18 protein-coding genes are annotated in these 23,223 nt (G+C 74.7%); 6 read left to right on the forward strand and 12 right to left on the reverse strand.

Annotation, left to right across the window (positions count from 1 at the left end):
• Positions 1–21: 21 nt before the first annotated feature.
• Together ACWGKU_RS23510 and ACWGKU_RS23515 are read left to right on the forward strand one after the other, a co-directional pair.
• Positions 22–417, forward strand: a complete 396-nt coding sequence (locus ACWGKU_RS23510; protein WP_452191554.1) for an aggregation-promoting factor C-terminal-like domain-containing protein — start codon at positions 22–24, stop codon at positions 415–417.
• A 487-nt stretch (positions 418–904) separates the two neighbouring features.
• Positions 905–1,552: a transglycosylase family protein gene (locus ACWGKU_RS23515; RefSeq protein WP_401043168.1), complete on the forward strand. Its 648-nt coding sequence runs from the start codon at positions 905–907 to the stop codon at positions 1,550–1,552.
• A 92-nt stretch (positions 1,553–1,644) separates the two neighbouring features.
• Here ACWGKU_RS23515 and ACWGKU_RS23520 read toward each other — a convergent pair whose 3' ends face one another.
• A complete protein-coding gene (locus ACWGKU_RS23520) occupies positions 1,645–2,403 on the reverse strand; it encodes a DeoR/GlpR family DNA-binding transcription regulator (protein WP_452177879.1) in 759 nt (252 codons plus the stop codon).
• Between the two features lie 88 nt (positions 2,404–2,491).
• Here ACWGKU_RS23520 and ACWGKU_RS23525 point away from each other — a divergent pair, with 88 nt between their 5' ends.
• Entirely contained in the window at positions 2,492–3,190 is a 699-nt protein-coding gene (locus tag ACWGKU_RS23525) for an NUDIX domain-containing protein (RefSeq protein ID WP_452177884.1), read from the forward strand.
• Positions 3,191–3,351: 161 nt separating this feature from the next.
• Here the strand turns inward: ACWGKU_RS23525 and ACWGKU_RS23530 are convergent, their stop codons facing one another.
• The 7 genes from ACWGKU_RS23530 to ACWGKU_RS23560 all read right to left on the reverse strand — a co-directional run bounded on the left by ACWGKU_RS23530 (position 3,352) and on the right by ACWGKU_RS23560 (position 10,410).
• A complete protein-coding gene (locus ACWGKU_RS23530; RefSeq protein WP_452177878.1) occupies positions 3,352–4,185 on the reverse strand; it encodes an ABC transporter permease subunit in 834 nt (277 codons plus the stop codon).
• Positions 4,182–5,177, reverse strand: a complete 996-nt coding sequence (locus ACWGKU_RS23535; protein WP_401043174.1) for an ABC transporter ATP-binding protein — start codon at positions 5,175–5,177, stop codon at positions 4,182–4,184. The genes ACWGKU_RS23530 and ACWGKU_RS23535 overlap by 4 nt, the downstream gene beginning before the upstream one ends.
• A gap of 147 nt (positions 5,178–5,324) precedes the next feature.
• The gene (locus ACWGKU_RS23540) at positions 5,325–6,752 is read right to left on the reverse strand and encodes an RtcB family protein (RefSeq protein WP_452191553.1); all 1,428 of its coding nucleotides are present in this window, start codon (positions 6,750–6,752) and stop codon (positions 5,325–5,327) included.
• A gap of 50 nt (positions 6,753–6,802) precedes the next feature.
• Positions 6,803–7,258: an archease gene (locus ACWGKU_RS23545; protein ID WP_387694333.1), complete on the reverse strand. Its 456-nt coding sequence runs from the start codon at positions 7,256–7,258 to the stop codon at positions 6,803–6,805.
• A gap of 143 nt (positions 7,259–7,401) precedes the next feature.
• Complete coding sequence (locus tag ACWGKU_RS23550) at positions 7,402–8,640, reverse strand: styrene monooxygenase/indole monooxygenase family protein (protein ID WP_401043178.1); 1,239 nt, start codon at positions 8,638–8,640, stop codon at positions 7,402–7,404.
• Positions 8,641–8,858: 218 nt separating this feature from the next.
• The gene (locus ACWGKU_RS23555; RefSeq protein ID WP_401043180.1) at positions 8,859–9,611 is read right to left on the reverse strand and encodes a thioesterase II family protein; all 753 of its coding nucleotides are present in this window, start codon (positions 9,609–9,611) and stop codon (positions 8,859–8,861) included.
• 193 nt (positions 9,612–9,804) lie between these two features.
• On the reverse strand, positions 9,805–10,410 hold the full coding sequence (locus ACWGKU_RS23560) for an AAA family ATPase (RefSeq protein WP_401043182.1): 606 nt from the start codon (positions 10,408–10,410) through the stop codon (positions 9,805–9,807).
• Between the two features lie 193 nt (positions 10,411–10,603).
• Between ACWGKU_RS23560 and ACWGKU_RS23565 the strand changes: the two genes are divergently transcribed.
• Together ACWGKU_RS23565 and ACWGKU_RS23570 are read left to right on the forward strand one after the other, a co-directional pair.
• Positions 10,604–12,154 carry an AMP-binding protein gene (locus ACWGKU_RS23565; RefSeq protein ID WP_452177877.1) on the forward strand — a complete coding sequence of 517 codons (1,551 nt, stop codon included), beginning with the start codon at positions 10,604–10,606 and terminating at the stop codon, positions 12,152–12,154.
• Positions 12,155–12,320: 166 nt separating this feature from the next.
• Positions 12,321–12,503, forward strand: a complete 183-nt coding sequence (locus ACWGKU_RS23570) for a hypothetical protein (protein ID WP_387694339.1) — start codon at positions 12,321–12,323, stop codon at positions 12,501–12,503.
• Positions 12,504–12,647: 144 nt separating this feature from the next.
• Here ACWGKU_RS23570 and ACWGKU_RS23575 read toward each other — a convergent pair whose 3' ends face one another.
• The 3 genes from ACWGKU_RS23575 to ACWGKU_RS23585 form a co-directional block, all read right to left on the reverse strand.
• A complete protein-coding gene (locus tag ACWGKU_RS23575) occupies positions 12,648–13,634 on the reverse strand; it encodes an ABC transporter ATP-binding protein (RefSeq protein WP_359903773.1) in 987 nt (328 codons plus the stop codon).
• A gap of 184 nt (positions 13,635–13,818) precedes the next feature.
• Positions 13,819–16,665, reverse strand: a complete 2,847-nt coding sequence (locus ACWGKU_RS23580) for a hypothetical protein (RefSeq protein WP_452177876.1) — start codon at positions 16,663–16,665, stop codon at positions 13,819–13,821.
• Positions 16,662–19,982: an FtsX-like permease family protein gene (locus ACWGKU_RS23585; RefSeq protein WP_401043188.1), complete on the reverse strand. Its 3,321-nt coding sequence runs from the start codon at positions 19,980–19,982 to the stop codon at positions 16,662–16,664. The genes ACWGKU_RS23580 and ACWGKU_RS23585 overlap by 4 nt, the downstream gene beginning before the upstream one ends.
• A 420-nt stretch (positions 19,983–20,402) precedes the next feature.
• Here ACWGKU_RS23585 and ACWGKU_RS23590 point away from each other — a divergent pair, with 420 nt between their 5' ends.
• Positions 20,403–21,137 carry an ABC transporter ATP-binding protein gene (locus tag ACWGKU_RS23590; RefSeq protein ID WP_380547959.1) on the forward strand — a complete coding sequence of 245 codons (735 nt, stop codon included), beginning with the start codon at positions 20,403–20,405 and terminating at the stop codon, positions 21,135–21,137.
• Positions 21,138–21,290: 153 nt separating this feature from the next.
• On the opposite strand, the gene ACWGKU_RS23595 is transcribed toward ACWGKU_RS23590, so the two are convergent.
• Positions 21,291–22,925, reverse strand: a complete 1,635-nt coding sequence (locus ACWGKU_RS23595) for an FAD-binding oxidoreductase (RefSeq protein ID WP_452177875.1) — start codon at positions 22,923–22,925, stop codon at positions 21,291–21,293.
• Positions 22,926–23,223 lie beyond the last annotated feature (298 nt).

The raw sequence follows: 23,223 nt of genomic DNA on the forward strand, positions 1-23,223 counted from the left end.
CCGAACGAGGTCTTGCTCTACATGCCCGCTTTCAAGCTCCGTATGCGTACCTCTGCCGCGATTCTCGCCGGCGCCGCCGGTGTGACCGCCCTGGGCGCCGCCGTGGTCCCCGCCGTCGCCTCCGCCGCCGAGGCCTCCCCGCAGGCCATCGCCGCCCAGATCGTCCCGGCGGACCAGCTGGCCTCGTTCAGCCAGATCATCTCCCACGAGTCGGGCTGGAACGTGACCGCGACCAACCCGAGCTCCGGCTCCTACGGACTGGGCCAGGCACTGCCGGCCTCCAAGATGGCCTCGGCCGGCGCGGACTGGAAGACCAACCCCTCCACCCAGATCAAGTGGGCGCTGGACTACATGAACACCCGCTACGGCAGCCCGAACGCCGCCTGGAACTTCTGGCAGTCCCACCACTGGTACTAAGCCGACACACCGGCTTCCCCCTCACCCCGGGGGCCGGACAGGGACCACCGGAGTGACCCACGAGGGCCTGCGCCCGCGCATCCCGCGCGAGCACAGGCCCTCGCGCCGTTTCCACCACCCCCGCACACACCAACCGGAAGAACCGGCCCGCGACCGCCGCCTCGCACCGGAACCGTTGACGGCGGCCCGGGTGGCCGGTCGGCTCCCCGAACTCTGACGTTCGGCCACCTCCCGGCCGGTACGGGCGATGTGACTGCCCACCCGGTGGAAGTGCGCGGTCGGAGTATCGGACCGGGCGGCACCGGGAGCGCGAGGACCGCGACCCGCGGCACGGCTCCGCGCCGCGGCCGGGGTGGCGTTCGGGTGGTGTCGAACCGCCGCCCGGACGAGATCCCGTCCTGTCGGCAACTGTCGGCGCCCCGCCTTGTGCATGGGTGGAGAGGGCATTCCGATGCCCGGTCCCTGTTCCCGAAGGTGCGGAGCTTTCATGTCACCGCTGTCCGTGGTCCGTCGCCTGGTCCTCGCCCTCCTGCTTCCCCTGCTCGCTCTCGCCGGAGTTGTCGGCAGCGCCACGGCGTCGTCCGCCGCGGGCGCGGCCACGGGAGTCCGGACGGGCGTGGACTGGGACGCCCTCGCCCGGTGCGAGAGCGGAGGGCGCTGGAACGCCGCCACCGGGAACGGCTACTACGGCGGACTGCAGTTCGACGCGGGGACCTGGCGCTCCAACGGAGGCCTCGGCTACGCGCCCCGCGCCGACCAGGCCACCCGCGAGCAGCAGATCGCCGTGGCCGAGAACCTCGCCGCACGCCGCGGCCTGGCCCCGTGGCCGGCCTGCGGAAGGCGTGCCGCCCACGGCGGCGACCACACCGTCGAGCACGCCGCCCGCGACCACCGCCCGACGCAGGCACGGCCCCACTCCCCCGCGCCCCTGCTCCGCGCCGACGACGCCGCCTCGGACGACGTGACCGGCGACGATTCGGACACCTGGACCGTGCGACCCGGCGACACCCTCAGCGGTATCGCTCAGACCCTCGGCGTCCCGGACGACTGGCCGGCCCTCCACGAACTGAACCGCGAGGTCATCGGTGACGACCCCGACCTGCTCCTGCCCGGCCAGGTCCTCGCGCTGCGTTGACGAACGCGAACGAACGTGCACGAACGTGCACGCCCCTGCGGACTCCTCCGGCCCTGGGCCGAGCATGCGATCCGGTGTTCGCGCCGTAGCTGTCAGCCGGCCGCAAGGATCTCCACGCCGCGCGTCGCGAGTTGACCGAGGACCGGGTGGCCGGGATCGGCGTCGGTGATCAGTCCGCTGATGTCCTCCCAGGGCAGGACGCGGAACCGGGAGGCGGTGCCGATCTTCTCGGACGAGGCGAGGACGTAGGTGTCCGCGGCCCGTGCGGCCAGGGCGCGTTTCATCGCGGCCTCGTCCGCGTCGCCGGTGGTCAGTCCGGCTTCGGGGTGCACGCCGGTGACGCCGAGCAGGCACAGGTCGGCCGAGACGTTCTGGGCGGCCTCGACGGCGGCGGCGCCGCAGGTGACCGCCGAGTGCTTGAAGAGGCGGCCGCCGAGCAGGAAGACCTCGGCCCGGGCATGGTCGAGCAGCGCGGCGGCGACCGTCGGGCTGTGGGTGATCACGGTGCAGGCCAGGTCCGGCGGGAGGGCGTGGGCGACGGCGAGCGCGGTGGTGCCGCCGTCCAGGATCAGGGCGCCGCCCGGCCGGACGAGCGCGGCGGCGACCGCGGCGACCAGCCGTTTGCCGTCCGGCGTGACCGATTGCCGGGCCGCGTAGTCCGCGACGGCCGGGGAGACGGGCAGGGCCCCGCCGTAGACGCGCTGGCAGAGTCCCTCGGCGGCCAGGTCGCGCAGGTCGCGGCGCACGCTGTCCTCGGAGATGCCGAGGTCCGCGGCGACGTCCTTGGCCACGATCTTGCCCTCGCGGGCGAGCAGGCCCAGCAGGTGGTCACGTCTCTCGGCAGCCAGCATCCGTACTTTCTCCTGTTCTTGCACGTTTCTGCGTGTATCGTAGCGCGCCATGACCGAGAAGCCCATGCTCGTCCCGCAGGGGGGCGGCGTGACCCCCCGCCCCGGGACCGCCATCCCGGACCACCGCGGCCGCACCGGCCTCGACCGCGCCGGACGCGACCTGACCCGCAACCCCGACGTCGTGGTGCGAGACGTGGAACTCACCTCGCAGGGCTGGCACGTCCTGCGCCGCACCACCTTCGACTACCGGCGCCACGACGGACGCTGGGTCACCCAGCAGCGCGAGACCTACGACCGCGGAAACGGCGCGGTCGTCCTGCCGTACGACGCCGAGCGCGGCCTGGTGCTGCTCACCCGCCAGTTCCGCTACCCGGCGTACGTCAACGACCACCCGGACGGCATGCTCGTCGAGGCCGCCGCCGGGCTGCTCGACGGCGACGACCCGCTCGCCGCCGTCCGGCGCGAGAGCGCCGAGGAACTCGGCGTCACGCTCGGCCCGCTCACCCACGTCCTCGACGCCTACATGAGCCCCGGCTCCGTCACCGAGCGCCTGCACTTCTACGCCGCCCCCTACACCCCGGCCGACCGCACCGGAACCGGTGGCGGACTCGAGGAGGACGGTGAGGACATCGAGGTGCTCGAACTGCCCTTCGCCGACGCCCTCGCCATGGTCCGCGACGGACGCATCACCGACGGCAAGACCATCCTGCTCCTGCAGTGGGCCGCCCTGGACGGGCCCTTCGCCGCCGCGCCGGCCGCCCGGTCCGGGGCGGCCGAGGACTCGTGAGTCACGCGCTGTCCCGTAGTCCCGTGATGTCGAGCGGCGGCAGCCGCGACGGCTCGACCGCGGCGGCCGTTCACGGCCGCGGTGCACCACCCTCCACGCCACCGACCTGCACAGCGGTCCGCTCGCCGACCCGCGGATGACGGACGACCGGGCGGCCCGCCTCAGGCCGCCAGGTCCCGGCGTTCCAGCAGCCGGAAGGCCGCCGCCAGCCCGATCAGCCCCACCCCGAGCAGGACGCCGAAGGCCGCCCACGGCACTCCGCCGTGGCCGAGCACGTCGCCCGGCGCGTAGTAGTGGAACGGGCTGAGGTAGCGCAGCGACCTGGCCGGGGACCAGGCCAGCGCGACGAAGTTGAGCGCGAAGCCGACCGCGCCGAACGCGACGGCCGCGCCGATCACGTGGGCCCGCCGCCGACTGATCGCGGAGACCGCCAGCACCGGCCCGGTCAGGCAGAACGCGAGGGCGCAGCCGAGCAGTCCGGCGGTGAACACCGCGCTCAGCGGGACGGCGGCACGCAGGGGGGCGGAGGCCGCCACCCCGAGCGCGAGGGTCAGCGTGGCGGCGGCGTTGAGCAGCACGGTGGCGGCGATCAGGGCGCCGGCCCGTTCGGCGAGCAGCCGGCGACGGGAGACCGGGCGGGTCATCAGCAGCTCGATGGTCCCGGACTCGACGTCGGCCGCGACGGCGGCGGCGCCGAGCGAGCCGATCACGGTCAGCTGGAGGGCGATCCAGAACGGGTGGGTGAGTCCGGCGCCGAGCAGACCGGGGTAGCTGGCGATGGAGACGTCGCCGTTGGAGCCGCTGAAGGCCTTGAACGCGCCGGGCGGGGTGCGGCGTTCGCCGAACAGGTCGCCGGTCGGGACGGTCCCGGCGATCACCACGATCAGGGTCTCGAAGACGACCATGCCGAACAGCAGGGAGAGCAGCATCCGGCGGCGCCGGTGCAGGGCGAGCCAGACCAGCGGGAGGCGGCGGTTGACGGTGCCCGGGTTCACGGCCGCTCCTCCGGTTCCGGGAGGCTGCCGCCGTTCGCGTGCTCCTCGGCCCCGACGGACCGGTAGAGGTCGAGGAAGGCCTCGTCCAGGCCCGCCTCCTCCACCGTCAGGTCGGCCACCGGCTGTTCGGCGAGCAGGTCGCGCACCGCGGCGACCACCTCGTCCGGTGGCACCAGCAGCTCGACCCGGGGGCCGTCCCAGCGCGGGGACCAGCGCTCCGCGGTGCCGAGCGGCCTGGCGCCGCGCCCGTCGTCGAGGAGCAGCCGGACCCGGCGGGCCCGGGCCTGGCGCAGTTCGGCCACCGAGCGGACGGTGACCAGCCGGCCGTGGCGGACGATGGCGACCCGGCCGCAGGTCCGCTGCACCTCGGGCAGCACGTGGCTGGAGAGCAGGACGGTCCGCCCGGCGGCGGTCTCCTCGGCGAGCAGTTCGTAGAAGGTCTCCTGGACCAGCGGGTCGAGTCCCTCACTCGGTTCGTCCAGCACCACCACCGGCGGCCGGTGCTGGAGCGACTGGACGAGCCCGAGCTTCTGCTTCATGCCGCGCGAGTACTGCCCCACCGGCCGGGCCAGGTCGGCGCGGGAGAGCTTGAGGCGATCGCACAGCTCCTGCTGGCGCGGTACCGGCGCGCCCTGGAGGGCGGCGAGCAGGTCGAGGGTCTGCTGTCCGGTGAGCTCGGGGTAGAGCCGCAGTTCGCCGGGCAGGTAGCCGATCGAGGGGGCGAGCCGGCCGTGGTCGGCCACCGGGTCCAGGCCGAGCACCCGCACCTGCCCGTCGCTGGGGCTGAGCAGGCCGACCAGGCAGCGCAGCGTGGTGGTCTTCCCGGCGCCGTTGGGGCCGAGCAGGCCGAACACCTCGCCGGCCTCGACCGACACGTCCAGCCGGTCGATGCCGACCGTGCCGCCGTAGTGCTTGGTGAGCGAGCGCAGTTCGATCACCGGGCCGTCGCCGGCGCTCCGGCGGTCGACGGCTGGCTCCGGGTTCCCCGGCATGACCACCTCCTGTGACGGACACGCTCGCGGGACGGGCGCGCTCCAGTGACGGTGACGGATGCGTCCGACATCAAAGCGCGCCCGGCCGGGCGAGTCGAGGGACGCGCCCGGACCGGTGCGGCGAACTCACCCCTCGCTCCCCCGGGCTCACCCCTTGCACACGCCCAACGGCACCAGCCGGGCGACCTGGCGGGCGAGCCCGGCGGCCTCCGTGACGGCGGCCACCGCGTCGACGTCCTTGTACGCCTCGGGCGTCTCCTCGGCCAGTGCCCGCCAGGAGGCCGGCCGCACCGCGATGCCCCGTGCCTCCAGCTCGCTCTTCAGCTGCTCGCCGCGGACCGTACGCAGCGCCTGGTGGCGGCTCAGCACCCGCCCGGCGCCGTGGCAGGCGGAGCGGAAGGCCTCGTTGCCGGGCAGGCCGACCATGACGTACGAGGCGGTGCCCATGGTGCCGGGCACCAGCACGGGCTGCCCGGCCGCCACCAGGTCGGCGGGCAGGTCGGGGTCGCCGGGCGGCAGGGCCCGGGTGGCGCCCTTGCGGTGCACGCACAGCGTCCGGAGCTCGCCGTCCACCTCGTGGGTCTCCAGCTTGGCGAGGTTGTGCGAGACGTCGTAGACCAGTTCCAGTCCGACCCCGAGCACGGTGGCGAAGGCGCGGCGGGCCGACTCCGAGAGCAGTTGCCGGTTGGCCCGGCCGTAGTTGGCGGCGGCGGTCATGGCGCCCAGGTAGGCGCGGCCGCGCGGGGAGTCGACCGGGGTGCAGGCGAGCTGGCGGTCGGGGACCTCGATCCGGTAGCGGTGCAGTTCTCGGTCCATGGCGCGGACGTGGTCGGTGCAGATCTGGTGGCCGAGGCCGCGCGAACCGCAGTGGATCATGACGCAGACCTGGCCGGGCCGCAGTCCGAAGGCGGCGGCGGTCCCCGGGTCGTGCACCCGGTCGACGGCCTGCACCTCCAGGAAGTGGTTGGCCGAGCCGAGGCTGCCGACCTGCTGCAGCCCGCGCTCGACCGCCCGGGTGCTCACCTCGCCGGGGGCCGCACCGGCCAGCACGCCGCGGTCCTCGCAGCGTTCCAGGTCGCGGGGCACGCCGTGGCCGTGCTCGACGGCGTAGCGGGCGCCGCCGAGCAGGAGTTCGTCCAGTTCCTCCGCCCCGGACAGCCGCCACAGGCCGCCCCGGCCCAGGCCGCGCGGGACGGTGCGGTCCAGCAGGTCCATCAGGCGGTCGAGCCGTTCGCGGTCGAGTTCGTCCCGGCCGATGCCGGCCGCCAGCAGCCGGACCCCGCAGGAGATGTCGAAGCCCACCCCGCCGGGGGAGACCACCCCGCCCCGTTCGACGTCGGTGGCGGCGACCCCGCCGATCGGGAAGCCGTAGCCCCAGTGCACGTCGGGCATCGCGTAGGAGGCGCGGACGATCCCGGGCAGCGTCGCGACGTTCGCCACCTGCTCCAGGGCCTTGTCCCCGGCGGCCTGCGGCAGCAGCGCAGCGGTCGCGAACACCACGCCGGGCACCCGCATCGGCGGCCGCGGCTCGATCCGCCAGCGGTTCCGGCCCGCCTCGACCAGTGCGATCTCCACCTCGCTCACCCCGCTCCCGCAGGTCCGGTCCGCTTCGCTCGGGGCCGGGCTCAGACGTCCACGGTGACCCGGCAGGTCCAGCCGTCCGGTCCGGCGCTCAGGTCCAGGTCGTGCAGTGCGACGGCCTTCGGTACGGCGCCGACGAGGGTGGCCGTGGCGGCGTCGGCCATCCGGAAGCGGACCGTCACCCGGCGGGCGCCGTCCAGGCCCTCGATCGGCCCGATCGCCACCGCCACCGGCAGTTCGCCGTCGGCGTCCATCCGGTAGACGACCTCCTCCAGGACGCCCGCGAGCAGGTCCGGGTCGCTCACCGCGAGGACGGTGCAGTCCCGCTCGCCGACGATCCGCGCGCCGCCGAGGTCGGCGAAGCCGGCGACGACGGCGCGCACCAGCTCGCCGATGCAGCCCTCGGCCGTCGGTGCCCAGGCCTCGACCTGCAGGTCGGCCGTGTGCGGCACGCTCCGGTGGCCGACGGCGGACCGGCCCGCGGGCTCGTGTCCGTCCACGGGCGACGCCTCCCGTGCTCGTTGCCGTTCCCCTCCAGCGTCGTCCCGCGGACCGCCCGGCGGCAAGTGCGGGTCGCCGCGCCCGAGCCCGGCTGCTTCCCGACCTCGGCGGCGCCCCGACCTCGGTTACGACCCGACCTCGGTCACCACCCGACCGAGGCCAGGTAGGCGGCGGTGAGCTCGGGGGTGGCCAGCCAGGCGGCGTGGTCGCTCGGCTCGGCGTAGGTGTTGGCGAGCCGGCGGCCGACCTCCGGGTGCTCGGCGGCTGCCGCGAACACGGCCTGGAGGTGCTCCGGGACGGTCAGCATCGCGGCCGTGAACTCCACGCTGTGGCGGGACTGCTGCTGCCAGAACCGTTCCGCGCTGCGGCACATCCAGTCGGCCGTGTACGGGGCGTCGCCGTGCTCGACGACCGCCCGGCGGCAGGCCTCCGCCGCCCGGGCGGCGTTGTTGGCGCCCTGGCCGGTGATCGGGTCGGTCACCACCACCGCGTCGCCGAGGCCCAGCACGTGGACGGCCTCCACGCCCGAGCCGAGTTCGGCCACCGGACGCCGGACCACCGGGGTGACGGCACCGAACAGCCCGGCCCCGGCGTCGGTCGGCTCGGCCTGCGTCCAGAACTCGGCCTCCCAGGGCAGGTACTCGCCCAACAGCTCGCGGATACGGGCCAGTTGGACGTCCGGCGGCGGGGCGTCGCCGAACGCGTCGAGCGGGCCGCCGGGGATCGCCTCCCAGAGCAGGATGTCGCAGGGGCCGGAGAGGGTGAGCGCCGGTTGCAGGTACAGCTCGCCGAGGCCCGGCAGGGCGTTCATCCGGGCCCTCGGGCCGGCGGCCGGGGCCGGCGAGCCGACGCCGTGCGCGTACAGGCAGGACAGGGCCCGCTGCGGCCGGTCGAAGGGCGAGCGGACGGCGTCGCGCTCGAAGATCCCGGACAGGGCGCCGCGCCCGGCGGCGACCACGGTCAGCTCGTGCCGTCGGGCCAGCTCGTGCAGTCCGGCGCGGTCCAGCGTGCGGTACTCGATCTCGCCGCCGCGCTCGGCCAGCAGCTCCAGCCAGCCGGCCAGCTTGAGCCGCTGGTCCACCGACTGGGCGGGCTCGTCCAGCGTCATGGTGTACTCCAGCGCGCGCACGCCCGGGGGCGCCGCCAGCACCGCCTCCACCGAGGAGACGGACGGCGCCCGATCCGCCCAGAGGTCCAGCCCGGCGGCCGCCTCGATCCGCAGCGCGGGGCCGAACATCGCCTGGGTGGACAGCACCCGGCCGGCGCGCAGCTGCTCCGGGGTGCGCTCGGCGACCAGCGTCACCCGGTACCCGTCCGCCACCAGCCCGAGCGCGAGCTGGAGGCCGGCCTGGCCCGCTCCGACAACGGCGATCCGGCGCACGGCTGCCTCCCGATGATCTGCTGATGGGCCGTCAACCAGGCACAGTAGTCGAGCGGGAGCGCTCCGGTCACCGGTTCGGGCACGTCGGTTCGAGGGCCGACCCGGTGTCCGGTTCGCGGCGCCCGTTCGCGGCGCCGCCGGGCCGTAGCAGGGCGCCGCAGGACCTTCGCGGGGCCGCCGCGGGTGGGCCGCCGCTCCGGGTGCCCACCCGGACCGGCTCAGCCGCGCAGGTGCGCGGTGATCACCTCCACCACGTCCGCGGTCCGGTCGGCCAGGTAGAAGTGCCCGCCCCGGAAGACCCGCAGGTCGAAGGCGCCGGTGGTGTGCCGCTCCCACTGGCCGACCTGGTCGACGGTGGCGTGCACGTCGGACTCCCCCGCCAGGGCGGTGATCGGCAGCGACACGGTCGCGTCCGGGGCGCTGCGGTAGGTCTCGACGGCCGTGTAGTCGGCCCGCAGGCTCGGCAGGATCAGCTCGCGCAGGGCGGAGAGGGCGAGGACCCGCTCGTCCGTGCCGCCGAGCGCGGAGATCTCGGCGAGCAGTTCGTCGTCCGGCAGCTGGTGGATCCTGGTCGTGCGGGGCAGCGAGGGCGCGCGGCCGGCCGAGACGAACAGCCGGTCGGGCCCCTTCACGCCGTCGCGCTCGAAGCACCGGACCGTCTCGAAGGCGACGGCCGCGCCCATGCTGTGCCCGAAGAAGGTCAGCGGCCGGTCCGCCCACTCCCGCAGTTCCCGGGCGAGCTGCTCGGCGAGCCCGGTCACCGAGCCGATCGTCGGCTCGCCGATGCGGTTCTGCCGGCCGGGGTACTGGACGGCGAGCACATCGGCGTGCGGCGCCAGCGCGTTGGCGTACTCCAGGTAGTAGCTGGCCGAGCCGCCGGCGTGCGGGAAGATCACGATCCGGGCGGGCGCGGAGTCGGACGGGTTGAACCTGCGGAACCACGGATTCTCGACGACGGCGCTGCTGGACATGCGGGGTGTGACCTCTCTCCGTGACGGACTCTGCCGGCCTCAGTCTGGCAGTGCCGGGGGCGGCCGCGGGCCGATCCGGCGATCATGGTCCCCGGGTAGGCCGATTCTCGCCCGTCGCGGGCCCGCTCGCGGCCGGTGGCCGGGCGGCCCTGCCTGCGGCACCCGGCCGGCCGGGCCCACCCGCGGCCGACGGTCAGCCCGCTCCGAAGCGCACCGTCTCGGCGCGGGCGCGGGAGACGGCGTCCAGCAGCAGCACGGACGAGGCCTCCGGCGTCGGCATCGGGCCGTCGGAGCGCACGTGCCGGGTGAAGGCGGCCAACAGCCCCTCCAGGCCGCGGCGGTGGCGGGCGAAGACCCTGGCGGAGGCACGCCGACCGCGGGCCCGCTGACCGTCCAGCGCGGTGGCGGCGCCGACGTCCAGCAGCACCAGGTGCAGTTCGCGGCCCTGCCGGCCCGCCTCCCGGGCGAGCCAGCGCCGCATCCAGGCCCGGCTGCCGCAGTCGTGCACCAGCAGCGGACCCCCGCCGCGCACCGAGGAGCGCAGCAGCCGGAAGTGCTCCAGCCGGGCCCACGGCCGGTACACCGCGTACGGCAGGGCGGCGGGCATCACCGCCTCGCAGGCCTCGTGCACCGTCCGAGGGTCCACCGCCAGGACCGCCGCCCCGGACCAGCGGCGCAGCAGCGTGCTCTTCCCGGCCCCGGGCAGCCCGGACACCACCACGACGGCGTCGGCCGGGTAGGCGGTGACGAAGCCCGCCCCGGCCTCGCCCCGCAGATCGACCACTCCGTACGGCGCCACGACCGCGTCCACCCTGCCGCCCACCAGCCCGAGCCCCCGTTCACGTCCGACCGGGAACCCTAACAACAACCCCGCCCCGGCCACGCCCCGCCCCGCCCGCGCGCCGGTGCCCGTGGGGCCCCGGTCGACCGCAGTGCATCCGTGGGGCCGGACATCCACTAGGCTGACACGCCGTCAGACAGGAGGGCGGGCCATGGCGGAGGCGGCTCCGACGTACACCGCGCTGGTGCTGGACGGGCTGGCGCGTGATCCCGGCCGGGTGGCGATCCGGTCCGGGGACGGGGCGTGGAGCGCGCAGCAGTGCCTGGACCTGGTCCACCGCGCCGCCCGGGCACTGGAGCGGGCCGGGCTCGGGCGCGGGGACGGGGTGACGGTGCTGGCCGGGAACCGGCCGGAGGCGCTGCTGGTGCGGCTGGCCGCGAACCTGCTGGGCTGCCGGGTCGCGATGCCGTTCCCGGACGGGCCGGTCGCGGAGCAGGTGGCGCTGGCGGAGTTCGCCGGAACCTCCGCGCTGGTCTTCGACCCGGTCCGGTGCGCGGCGGCGGCCGAAGGGATCGCCGGGGCCGTGCCCTCGGCCGCTCTGCTCTCCCTGGGCCCGGCACCGCTCGGGCTCGGCACGGACCTGCTGGACCTCGCCGCGGCCCGTTCCCCCGCCCCGCTCGAACCCCGTTACCGGCCCGAGGACGTGATGGCGGTGCGGTTCACCGGCGGCACCACCGGGCGTCCGAAAGGGGTGCTGCGCCGCTTCACCCGTCCGCCGCGCCCACGGCTGCTGTCCGGGTCGGTCTTCCTGCTGTGCACCCCGCTCTGCCACGGCGGCGGCACCACGGCGGATCTGGCGCTGGCCGCGGGCGGCACGGTGGTGATGCAGGACGGCTTCGACGCCGGGGCCGTGCTGGCCGCGGTCGAGCGGCACCGGGTGTCCCGGATGTACCTGCCGCCGCACCTGTTGTACCGGCTGCTCGACCACCCGCTGCTGCCCAGCACCGACACCGGCAGCCTGCGCCGGGTCGGCTACACCGGCTGCGCGGCCTCGCCGCGGCGCCTCGCCGAGGCGACCCGGCGACTGGGCCGGGTGCTGCACCAGACCTACAGCCTGACGGAGTGCGGGCCGGTCGCCCGGCTGGACCCGGACGAGCACCTGGCACCGCGGCTGCTGACCACCGCCGGCCGGCCGTACCCGGACACCGGGCTGCGCATCCTGGACGAGGACGGCGCCGAGCTGCCGCCGGACCGGACCGGGGAGATCTGCATCCGCACGCCGACCGCCATGGTGGGCTACTGGCGCGACCCGGAGCTGACCGAGCGGGTGTTCAGGGACGGCTGGCTGCACACCGGCGACCTGGGCAGCCTGGACGCGGCCGGCTACCTGACGGTGGCCGGCCGGCGGAGCCCGATGGCGATCATCGAGGGGCACAATGTGTTCCCCCGCGAGATCGAGGAGCCGCTGCGTACCCACCCGGAGGTACGGGAGGCGGTGATGTTCACGACCACCGCCCCGGACCGCCTGGAGCGGGTGCACGCCGCCGTCGCCCTCGCCCCCGGGTCGCGGCTGACGGCCGAGCAGCTGCACCGGTGGTGCCGGGCGCGCGGCCTCGGCCTATGCGCCCCCGACACACTCCTGCTGCTGCCCGCGATCCCGCTGAACGGGCTCGGGAAGCCGGACCTCGTCGCCCTGCGGGCCCAGATAAGCAGCGGGACCGGACGGGCGGCTGCCATCGTGGGGGCGCGCGACGGGGTGTGACGCGCCCTGAAAGTGCTTCGAGCGCCCATGTGGGCGGCCTCTTGTGCACCATCCGGCGGGAAGAACCGTCCGTGGGCACTCGACCGTGCGGCCCGGCCTGCCGATACATCCCCGGCGGCGTCGTGCAGGTCAGTGCGGGCCGCACCGTCCCCCAGGAGGCACTACCTTGACCTGGCTACGCGTCCTGACCGCGCTGGGCATCCTCGCCGTGGCGGCCAGTGCCCTGATCGTCTTCGCCCTCTGCACCGCCACCTCACGCGGCGATCGCGCCGCGCAGGAGGCACCGCCCGACCTCCGTACCGAGGCCGAGGGCAGCGGCCTCTTCCAGCGGATGGGCGGCGACGGCTGACCGTCCCGGGAGGCGGCGACCGCCTCCCGGGACCGGCGCGCTCCGGGCAGATCTGTTCCGGGCGGGCGCGCTCCGGTCAGCAACGCGCTCCAGGTGGGCGCGCTCCGGTCAGTGCGCGCCCCCGGTCGGCAACGCGCTCCCGGGTCAGTGCCCGGCGATGTCGTCCGGCCGGACCTCGATGTGGTCGGCCGCGAGGTCGACCGCCACCCGGTGCTCCATGCCGAGCGACTCCAGGAACTTGACCGGCAGCTGCACCCGGCCGCTGCGGTCCAGCATCACGTACTCGCGCTCGTTCACCGACTCCTCGCCGTGCTCGTCCGTCACGGTGCGGCGCAACACCTCGCTGGCGGTCCGCCCGTCCCGGATCGCGACCGTGCGGCGGACCTCGCCCGCGACCATCGGGTCGTGGGTGACGATCACGACGGTGGCGCCCAGTTCGCGGTTGACGGTGCGGAAGGACTCGAAGATGATCCCGGCCGTCTCCGAGTCCAGCTCGCCGGTGGGCTCGTCGGCGAGCAGCACCGGCGGGTTGTTGGCCATCGCCACCGCGATCGCCACCCGCTGCTGCTGGCCGCCGGAGAGCTCGTTGGGCTTGCGGTGGGCGAGCTCGCCGATCTCCAGTGCCTCCATCAGTTCGGCCACCCGGACCGCCTGCTGCTTCGCCCCGCCGGCGCCGGAACGGCGGCCGCGCAGCTGCATCGGCAGCGCGATGTTCTCGGCGGCGGTGAGGAAGGGCAGCAGGTTGCGGGCGGTCTGCTGCCAGATGAAGCCGACCACCTCGCGCCGGTAGCGCAGCCGCTCCTTGACCGACATCTCCAGCAGGTCGCAGCCGGCCACGGTGGCGGTGCCGGCGGTCGGCACGTCCAGCCCGGCGAGGATGGTGAGCAGGGTGGACTTGCCACTGCCCGAGGCGCCGACCAGGGCGACCAGGTCGCCCTGGCGGATGGTCAGTTCCAGGCCCTGGAGCGCCTGGACCTCGACCCCCTCCGCACTGAAGATCCGGACCAGCCGGTCGCAGACGATGGCCGATCCCTCGCCGTACGCCTTGGGCGAGGCGGCGGCGAGGGCCCGCTGCTGGAGCTCCTGGAGGCTGGGGGCCTCGACGACCGTCCGCTCCTGGGGAGTGCTCATCACCGCTCGTCTCCTGTCTCGACTGTCTGCTTCATCGCACCGCTCTCCACTGTCCCGGCGACCCGCGCCGCTGTCACGGCCCGTTCGCCGCTCCCGGCCGCCGGTCGCGGCCTTCCCCTCGCGCCGCCGGCCGCCGCCGTCTCCGGCCGCACGGCCGCGCTCGCGGCCGCCACCGTTCCCGGCCTCATTGCCGCTCCCCCGCGCGCAGTTCGGTGGCGATCTGGCGCCGGCCGGCGACCAGCGTCTCCACCACCACACCGAGGCAGACCACCAGGGTCAGACCGACGGTGGGCAGCAGCACCGGCATCACCGCCGGGGCCAAGGTGTCGGCGACCGTGGCTCCGACCAGGGCCGAGAGGTCGAAGGCGCCCCCGAGCAGGGCGACCGCGGCCAGGGCGACCAGGCCGCCGCCGACGGCCGCCGCCAGGGTCTGCGGCAGCGACTCGGCGACGATCAGCGCCAGGCCCTGCCTGGGCCGCAGGCCCATGGTGCGCAGCCGGGCGAGCACCGCCATGCGGTCCGGCGCGGCCCGCAGCAGCGTCAGCAGCACGGCCAGCAGGGCGAACCCGGCGGCCGCGAAGCCCGAGTACCAGAACAGCCGTCCGGCCGCGTGCTGCACCGGGTCGGCGGCCAACTCGGCGATCTTGTCGCGGCTGCTGTGCACCGCGTAGCCGGGGGGCAGGCCACCGGAGGTCTTCCCCGCCGCCTTGGCCTCCTCGTTGACCAGTTTGGCGTGCTTCCCCAGATTCGCGCCGCCGCCGATGCCGCTCTCGATCAGCAGGGCGCGGACCCGGACCGGATCGACGTCGCCGACCGCGAACCACTTGTTCACCTTGGTCGCCCGCTTGAGCTCCGGCAGGTGCTCCGCCGCGGGGCCGGCCGGCACCACCACGAACGGCTTGCCGGGGTCCGGCAGGGCGGGCGTGGCGGTGACCACCCCGGCGACGGTGGTGGCCATCTGGCTGCCGCCGGGCGTGCGCACCTGCGGCGCGCCCGTGGCCAGTCGCTCGGCCAGGTCCCGGCTGAACAGCGCGGGCACCGGGCTGTCCTTGCCACCCGGAGCGGCGGCCAGCTCGGCCGGGTCGTACTGACCGACCCCGGCCGTACGGGAGATCTCCGCGTAGGCGTCGGGCTCGACCACCACCAGGATGGCGTCGGTGGTGCCCCGGTCGCCGCCGATGAAGGTGGCCCGCTCCTCGATCCAGGCGCCGGTGGCGGCCCGGACGCCGGGCAGTTCGCCGGCCGCCTTGGTGAAGGCCTCCGGCAGGGTCGCGTAGACCGGGACGCTGACGGACACGTCGCCACCGGTGGTGATGCGCGCGGCACGGGTGCGGGACTGGTCCACCGCGGTGAGCACGGTGGCGCCGAAGCCGGTGGCCGTGACGGCGATCAGCAGGGCGAGCAGCGGCAGTACGGAGGGCCGGCGGCGCCCCGAGTTGTCGCGGGCGGCCCGGACCAGACCGAGGAAGCCGACCAGTCCGCGGCCGCGGCCGGCCAGTGCCGCCAGCCAGCCGACCACGACCGGCTCGATCCGGGCCAGCAGCAGGCCGCCGGAGACGGCGAGCAGCAGCGGGGCGGCCACCAGCAGCGGGTCCACCGCACTGCCCGGGTGGCCGACGCCCCGACGGCGGACCTCGGCCACGGCGGCGGCGGTGACGGCCAGCACGGCGAGCTCGCCGATCACCCGGCGCCAGCCGCCGGCCGCCCGCGGACGCGCCCAGAGCAGCGCGGCCCGGGCCGGGAAGGCCAGGATCGCGAACAGGGTCACGGCGAGTGCGAGCACCACCGAGTTGCCCCAGCGCGAAGTGGGCAGCAGCACCAGAGCGAGGGCCGTGCCGAGCACGGCGGCGGGCAGCACCGTCACCGCGCCCTCGGCGAGCAGCCGCAGCAGCACTCCGCCGCGCGAGCCGCCGCGGGCCTGGAGCAAGCGGATCTCGGCGGTGCGCCGGTCCGTGCTGAGCGCCGCGGCCAGACAGAGCACCACGACCGCGACGCCGGCGACCCCGGCGGGCCCGATGGCGCCCAGCGGGCCGGCGGCCTGGTAGCGGTCGGCGGCCCGGGCGAGGACGTCCGGCATCAGCGAGGTGGCGTGCAGGTCGGCCCGGAGGGTCGAGTCGATCAGTGCGGTCATGCCGGGGCCGGCCATGTACGAGGCGAGTGTCGCGCGGGTCCGGTCGAGCTGGTCGGCGTGCAGTGCGTCGGGGTCGACGGGCAGCCGCCAGAAGTTCTGGCCGCTCGAACCCCAGCGGGCCAGCGCGGTCAGGCTGCCGCCGTCGACGAAGCCGCTGGTCCAGTACCAGGCGTCATCGCCCTTGAGGCCCAGGCAGGCCCTGGCCGGACAGCCGAGCCCCTCCCAGAACGGGTCCTGGGGATCGTTGACCCGGTAGAGGCCGACCACGGTGCTGCGCAGCGCGACGGGTCCGTCGGTGCCGCTCTCGATGACGTCGCCGACCTTGATGTTGACGGCCTCGGCGGCCTGCTGGCTCAGCACGATCGGCAGCGGGCCGTCGGCCGGGGCGGGGCCCGGCCAGGTGCCCGCGGTCAGGGTCGCCCGGTCGGCGAGTCCGTGCAGGTAGTACAGGCCGAGCGCCGGGGTGGCTCTTTCGGAGAGCCGGGTGAACCCCGGGTTGAACATCTGACGCCCGGTCTTGACCCGGGTGCCGTAGGCCTGGGCCGACGAGCCCAGCGGGAGGTCCCGTCCGATCCGCTCGCCCAGCTTCCGCTGGATGGCGTCCAGGTCCGCCCCGGTGTCCGCGCGGCCCGTTTCGGCGGTGAACTCCAGGTTGGTGACGCCGGTGCCCAGGCTGCGGGTGAACTCCTGGAGCGCGGTGTCCGCGCTCCGGTCCGCGACGCGCGGGAAGGCCGCCGCCAGGAACACGGTGACGAAGGCGAGGGCCGCTGTGAGCAGCGCGGCCAGTGGCATCGCGCGCAGCCGGGTGCGGACCCAGGGCGCGGGCCGGTGGGCGCGTCCGGGCCCGGACGCGGGCCCCGGCGCGGGGGTGGGCACGGTGGTGCCGGCCTTGGTGGTCACATCTCCTCCACGTGGCGCAGCCGGGAAGCCACGTCTCGACGCCGGCGCCCGAGCAGGAAGGCCGACAGCAGCGGAACGGCGGCGATCGCGGCCGCGAACAGCAGCGCCTGACCGTACGGCAGCTCGACCAGGGCCTCGGGCACCGGGCGGCGGGCGGCCGGGGTCAGCACCACGAAGGGCACGATCAGCCGGACGAGCAGGGCGCCCAGGGCGAGGCCGACGATCCCGCCGAGGCCGACCAGCACCGCGTTCTCGGCGGCGACGGTGCGGGTGACCTGCTTGCGCGGGGCGCCCAGGGCGAGCAGCAGCGCGGAGTCCCGGGAGCGCTCGTGGGCGGAACCGGCCACCGCGGCGGCGAAGCCGATCGCGGCGAGCACGGCGGTGACGATGGCGATGGCCATCAGCGCGCTCTGCGGGGCGGCGCCGACCGGGTCGCCGAGGAGCCCGTCGGAGACCTCGTCGTAGAGCGCGAGGTCCTGGCTTCCGGGGGCGGCGCGCAGGGCGGCGGCGGCCTCGGCCGGGGCGCGGTCGCCCGGCCCGGTGGCGGGCAGCCACCACTCGGTGCGGGTCGGCAGGTTGCGGTCCTGGGCGGACAGCATCCGGGCGGCCGAGTCGAGGTCCATCACCAGCGCCCGCCGGCCGGCCACCGGCATGGCCTCGATCGCGCCGGTCACCTTCACCGGGACGACGACCCCGCTGAGCGGCACCTGGAGGGTGTCGCCGACCGAGGCTCCGACGGCCTTCAGGTAGTCGCGGGTGGCGACACCGTTGACGGCGGCGGGCTGGGCCGGCCCGGTCGGGAGCAGCACGGCGCGCACGGAGTCGCCGATGCCGCGGGCGGAGTGGTAGCGGACCGTGAACAGGTTGTCGGCGGCGGCCGCTTCGGAGGCGAGCGCGGCCACCGGCGAGTTGTCTGCGGGGTTGCGGGAGGCCGGGGGCTTGAGGTTCCACCCGGTGCCGACCGGCAACGCAACGGCGGTGGACGGTCCGTCGGTGGTCTGCGCGACGGCCAGGTTCCGCACCGCGACCTCGCCGTCGCTGTGGTCACTGAAGGCGACGGTCGCGCCGACCACGGTCAGCGGGGCGGCGACCGAGCCCACCGGGGCGTCGACCAGCGCGTCGAGCCGGATCGAGGAGCGGACGTCGCCCTTCAGCGGGAGCTCGCCGAACGGGACCTTGTGGACCAGGCCGAAGCGGTCGCGCAGCAGCAGCCGGACCTCGGAGTGGACCGCACTGCTGATCCACTTGGTCGGGTCCTGCTGGCTCACCGCGATGTCGGCGTCGATCCGCAGCGGGGAGCCGGGCAGCGGGATGCCGACGGGGGCCGGGGCCGCGAGCGTGCCGAAGACCTCCTTGCCGGTGTGGCCGTCGAGCAGGTCGGAGCGGACCGGGACACGGTCGGCGAAGGCGGCGGCGTCCACGGCCATCAGCTGGCCGGCACCGCCCTGCAGCGGCTGCTCGTCGCGCACCACCGCGACCAGCCGGTCGCCGCCGGGCAGGCTGCCGTAGCGGCCGCCCTGGCCCATCGGCGCGTTGTGCGAACCGGAGATGCGCAGACCTCCGCCTGTGGCGAAGGCGGCCTGGTCGCGCTGGGAGGAGGTCCAGGTGGCGTGCTGACCGAGAGCCAGGACACCGGTGGCCACGGCCATGACGAGCAGCAGGACGGGTCCGGTGGCGCGGCCGGGCCGGCGGGCCAGCTGCCAGCCGACCATGGCGGGCCCGAGGCCGCGGCCGCGGGCCGCCGCGCGGGCGCCGAGCCGGGCGACGAGCGGGAGCAGCCGCAGCACCACCAGGGTCCCGGCGCACAGTGCGAGGGTCGGGGTGGCGACCAGCAGCAGGTCCACGTCGAGCCGGCCGGTGGAGTCGGGGGACAGCCCGCCGCCGTACTGGTCGAGCTGCTGGTAGGCGAGCACGGCCAGGGCGAGCACGGCGAGGTCGCCGCCGTTGCGGGCGACGCCGGAGACCACGGCCTGACGGCGTCCGGCCCGGCGGCGCAGCGCGGCACCGACGCCGCGCACCACGCTGGGCACGGTGGCCAGCAGGATGCAGGCGAACGCGCAGATCACGGCCACCGGCCAGAGCGACCAGCTGATGCCGGTGTCCAGGGCGACCTGGCGGGAACTGCCGAGGCCGGCCAGCGCGCGGACCAGGAACGGGGTCAGCAGTGGTGCGAAGACCGCTGCGGGCAGGGCCAGCAGCAGCGACTCCAGGGCGGTGAAGGAGCCGAGCCTGAAGGCCGAGGCGCCACGCGCGGCGAGGATCTCGTTCTCGGACTCCTGCCGCGCGGCGATCAGGTGGACGACCAGCAGCAGGGCCGCCGCGGCGAGCACCGCCAGCTGGAGGGCGCCGATCAGCAGGGTGGACCGGGCGACCACCATGCTGTCGGACAGCTCGCGCATGATGTCCGGCAGGTCGGTCGTCGCGCCGAGCGAGGCGGTGCCGCGCAGTTCCTCGGAGAGGTGCTGGGCGCGGTTGCCGACGGCCTGCGCGGCGGCCCGGTCGGCGCCGGAGAAGTCGGCGTCCAGCGACCAGCCGACGCCGCCCTGGACCAGGCCGGCCGTGGCGAAGGCGCTCCGGTCGACCATCATCGGGCCGAAGGTGGTGAAGCCGCCGACCTCGATCTCGTGGCCGCCGACCGGGTCGATCCGCCAGTACGGGGCGGTCGGGTCGGTGGCCCGGTAGACGCCGGTGATCCGAACGGTCAGCGGCTTGCCGTCGTTCCGGTCGACGAGCCGGACCTCGGCGGGCAGGGCCTGCTCGGTCAGACCGAGCCGGCGCAGCAGGCTCTGCGGGACGGCGGCCTCCGGGGCGGCGGACTGCACCGGTCCGGTGGCGGCACCCGGCCAGGCGCCGGCCACCAGTTGGACCCGGCCGCGGTCCAGGTCGGCGAGGACCGTGAGGTCGAGCGGGGCGCCGGGGGCGCTGCCCGCGCCGCTGCCCGTCGCGGGCGTGGTGATCGCAGGTGTGCCGGTCGCAGGTGTGCCGTCAGCAGCGGCGCCGGATACCGGCAGGCTGTAGGAACGGCTGCGCGTCAGGCTGTCGGTGTGGACGGGCAGGTCGCCGAAGAGCTTCTGCCGGTAGGCGGCGAGCGCCGCCTCGTCCTTGGACCGCTGGTCGAGCCCGTGCTCACCGGTCACCGCCACCGTGGTCCGGGCGTGACCGGGCCCTTGGAGCGCCTGCCGCAGGCCGGCCTCACCGACGCTGCTGTTGAAGGCCACCAAGGCGGTCAGCACAGACGTGGTGATCAGCACCGCAAACAGGACAGCGGCAGCCAGCGGCACTCGCCCGCGCAGTCGGCGCACGACGAAGCCGAGCATCAAGTTCCTCCCCCGGATTTACGTCCCCGGTTGCATCCCCGGGCCCCGCTCATCGATCCGGCCCGAGTACAAATCGGCCACAGACGGACACATCGCGAGCACACCCGGCGCATTGATCACCGGCAATCGGTCGCCGGATAGCGGACGATGCTGTCAGATTCGATCCAGGAACGGAAGGGACTTGCGCGAATCAAGTAACCAGTGAGCAAATTCCTTTCATTGATAGCATCCCGGCCGGGGATGCCCCCACTTGAATGCCATGCACACTTCACAACTCCGGCTTCGGCGCGCCCTTTTGACCCGGGACGCCTTCTTCTCGGATTCCCGCCCGGGAAGGTGAACCACCGGAGCAGACATATCCGTAGACCCGGACGGGACCCGGCTACAACCGGGCCGCCACGCCCACAGGGGGGACGCCGCATGACGCAGCATCAGGCCGCCACCGCCGACACCGCCACCACCCAGCCGATGGTGGCCGTGACCGATCTCCGCCGCAGCTTCGGCACCGGCGAGCGGACCGTGCACGCCCTGCGCGGCGTGTCGTTCACCGTCGGCCGCGGAGAACTGGCCGCACTCAAGGGCCGGTCCGGCTCCGGCAAGACCACCCTGCTCAACCTGGTCGGCGGCCTGGACACGCCGACCGGCGGCAGCATCGCGCTGGACGGCATCGACCTCGCCGGGCTGGACGAGGACGGTCGACTCGCCCTGCGGCGGGAGCGGATCGGCTTCGTCTTCCAGTCCTTCGGGCTGATCCCGATGCTCACCGCCGCCGAGAACGTCGGCGTGCCCATGCGACTGCGCAAGGCCCCGGCCGCCGAACGCGAGGAGCGCGCTCACACCCTGCTCGCCCTGGTCGGGCTGGCCGACCACGCCAACCAGCGCCCCGGCGAGCTCTCCGGCGGCCAGCAGCAGCGCGTCGCCATCGCCCGTGCGCTGGCCAACGAGCCCAGCCTGATCATCGCCGACGAGCCGACCGGTCAGCTGGACTCCGAGACCGGCCGCTCGATCATGGAGCTGCTGCGCGCGGTGGTGCGCAGCGAGGGCGTCACGGTGCTGGTCGCCACCCACGACCCGACGCTGATGGGGCTCGCCGACCGGGTGATCGAGGTCCGGGACGGACGGATCGTCGAGGAGGAGACGGAACGGGCCGCGTAGCGGAGCGGGCCGGCCCGGGGTCGTGTCACGGACGTGGGGAGCGGGGGCGCCTCCCCACGCCTCCGGGGCACCGGGGTTCGAGCACCGGCGTTCGAGCTCAGGGCTCACTGCTCAGGGCTCAGGGCTCAGGGCTCAGGGCTCAGGGCTCACTGCTCAGGATTCGGCCGGGATGATGGATTGGGCATGGTGGAACACCTCCTTCCCGTCCCAGTGGGCCTTGGCGCGCTGCAGCCGTGGATAGTTGCCCTTGTAATAGAGGCGCGGGTAGGCAGGGTCGGGCTGGTCGGCGGTGCCCAGGTCGTTGTCCGGGTAGTTGACGTAGGCACCGTCCGTCGCGGTGTCGACCTCCGGGACCCCGCCCGTCCCCCGGTAGACGTCGCGGTACAGCCCGCTCAGGTAGGCCAGGTGCTTCTCGTCCTCGGCCGGGTCCGTCCAGTACGTCTGGTACTGCAGCTTCATGATCGAGTCACGCTGCGGGACGGCCGTCTCCTCGGGACGGCGGGTGTTGATCCGGCAACCGTAGGAGTCGATCTGGACCAGCGTGTTCGAGAGGTCCGCCCCCTCGACGTCGCGCACCAGCCAGTCCCGGAAGGCGGCGATCTGCTCCGGTGCGAACGGCTCCCGGTGGTAGGCCGACTTGTACTTGCCGCGCTGGTTGTCGCCCGAGGGGTTGAGCGTCATGGTCGCCTGGAACCAGGGCATCCGGCGCCGCTTGTCCGGGTAGGGCAGGAACAGCCCGCCGGCCGCCCGGGTCTGCACCGTCGATCGCGTCGTCATCCCCCGTTCGACCGCCGCCACGAACGCGTCGAGCGGGCCCGGGTCCTCGCCGTCCCACTGGCTGAACAGGACGACGTTCCCGTTGGAGTGGTGGGTGAGCTTGAGGATCGCGAACAGCCCCTGGTACACCGGCTCCTGCGGGCCGCTGTGCTCGGCCATGAAGGCGCCGAAGTTGGCCACCAGGGTCTCGAAGTCCTCGGGCCGGTCGAGCAGTTCGGCCCAGGGCCAGGCCACGCTGCTCAGCCAGACCCGGGGCGGCGGCTGGGGTACGTCCGAGGCGAAGTGGTACCGCAGCACCACCCCGAAGTTCCCGCCCCCGCCGCCGGTGTGGGCCCAGAAGAGGTCCTGCTCGGGCGAGCCCTGCGCGTCCTCGCGGTGCGCCTGCGTCACCACCGCGCGGCCGCCCCGGACGGTGACCACGTCGACCTGGACGAGGTGGTCCACGGTGAGCCCGTGCCGTCGGGAGAGCAGGCCGTACCCGCCGCCGCAGACGTGCCCGCCCGCGCCGACCGAGTAGCAGGACCCGGCGGGCAGCGCGACGGCGTACTCGCGGAACAGCGTGGTGCAGACGTCCCAGTTGGTCGCGCCGCCCTCGACGCCGTACGTGGGCCGGCCGAACTTGTCGGTCGAGGCGGCGACGCCGCGCATCGTGCTGAGGTCGAGGATGACGCCCCCGTCGTTGTCGACGAAGCCCTCGTAGCAGTGCCCGCCGCCGCGGACCGTCGGCCGTAGCCCGGCGTCCAGCGCGCGGTTCAGCTCGGCGACCGCGTCCGCCTCGTCGCCCACCAGCCGGATGTACGCGGGGGTGCTGCTCCACCGCTGGTTGAAGCCCTGGGCGAGGGTCCGGTACCGGGGATCGCCCGGCAGCACCGACCGCCCCTGCGGCGGCTCCCGGTGCGCGTCCCCGGCCGCCGCCGCGCCTGCCGCCGCGCCCGTGGAACCGACGGTGATCCCGGCGGCCGCCGCGCCGGCACCGCCCAGGAAACCCCGTCGGGAGAATTCGTCCTGCATGGCCCGCCCTCACTTTCCCGAGTTCGAGAGAAGCCGGCGGCCCGCACGCTAACACGGATACCCGGGCGCGGGAATTGGTTATTGAATAGTGTGACAGTACGTCATTTTCCGTGACCCTTACCGGCCGTGACCTTCACCGTCGCACCGGAACGCGATTGTCAGTGGCATGGGCTACGGTCGCCGACGACTCGCAGGAATCCGCTCCACCGGAGGTTCGATGACGATCCACTGCCGCATTCCCCGGGCCTTCCGGGCGCTCCGGGAAATCGCCCGTAAAGCACGATCGTGGTGGCCGGCA

It is taken from the genome of Kitasatospora sp. NPDC054768, assembly GCF_053612025.1.

Bases quoted from the DNA above. Each gene is read 5' to 3' on its own strand.
- ACWGKU_RS23515 (WP_401043168.1), top strand. From the start codon at position 905: ATGTCACCGCTGTCCGTGGTCCGTCGCCTGGTCCTCGCCCTCCTGCTT.
- ACWGKU_RS23585 (WP_401043188.1), bottom strand. From the start codon at position 19,982: ATGCTCGGCTTCGTCGTGCGCCGACTGCGCGGGCGAGTGCCGCTGGCT.
- ACWGKU_RS23575 (WP_359903773.1), bottom strand. From the start codon at position 13,634: ATGAGCACTCCCCAGGAGCGGACGGTCGTCGAGGCCCCCAGCCTCCAG.
- ACWGKU_RS23565 (WP_452177877.1), top strand. From the start codon at position 10,604: ATGGCGGAGGCGGCTCCGACGTACACCGCGCTGGTGCTGGACGGGCTG.
- ACWGKU_RS23535 (WP_401043174.1), bottom strand. From the start codon at position 5,177: ATGCCGGGGAACCCGGAGCCAGCCGTCGACCGCCGGAGCGCCGGCGAC.
- ACWGKU_RS23510 (WP_452191554.1), top strand. From the start codon at position 22: ATGCCCGCTTTCAAGCTCCGTATGCGTACCTCTGCCGCGATTCTCGCC.
- ACWGKU_RS23520 (WP_452177879.1), bottom strand. From the start codon at position 2,403: ATGCTGGCTGCCGAGAGACGTGACCACCTGCTGGGCCTGCTCGCCCGC.
- ACWGKU_RS23595 (WP_452177875.1), bottom strand. From the start codon at position 22,925: ATGCAGGACGAATTCTCCCGACGGGGTTTCCTGGGCGGTGCCGGCGCG.
- ACWGKU_RS23590 (WP_380547959.1), top strand. From the start codon at position 20,403: ATGACGCAGCATCAGGCCGCCACCGCCGACACCGCCACCACCCAGCCG.
- ACWGKU_RS23555 (WP_401043180.1), bottom strand. From the start codon at position 9,611: ATGTCCAGCAGCGCCGTCGTCGAGAATCCGTGGTTCCGCAGGTTCAAC.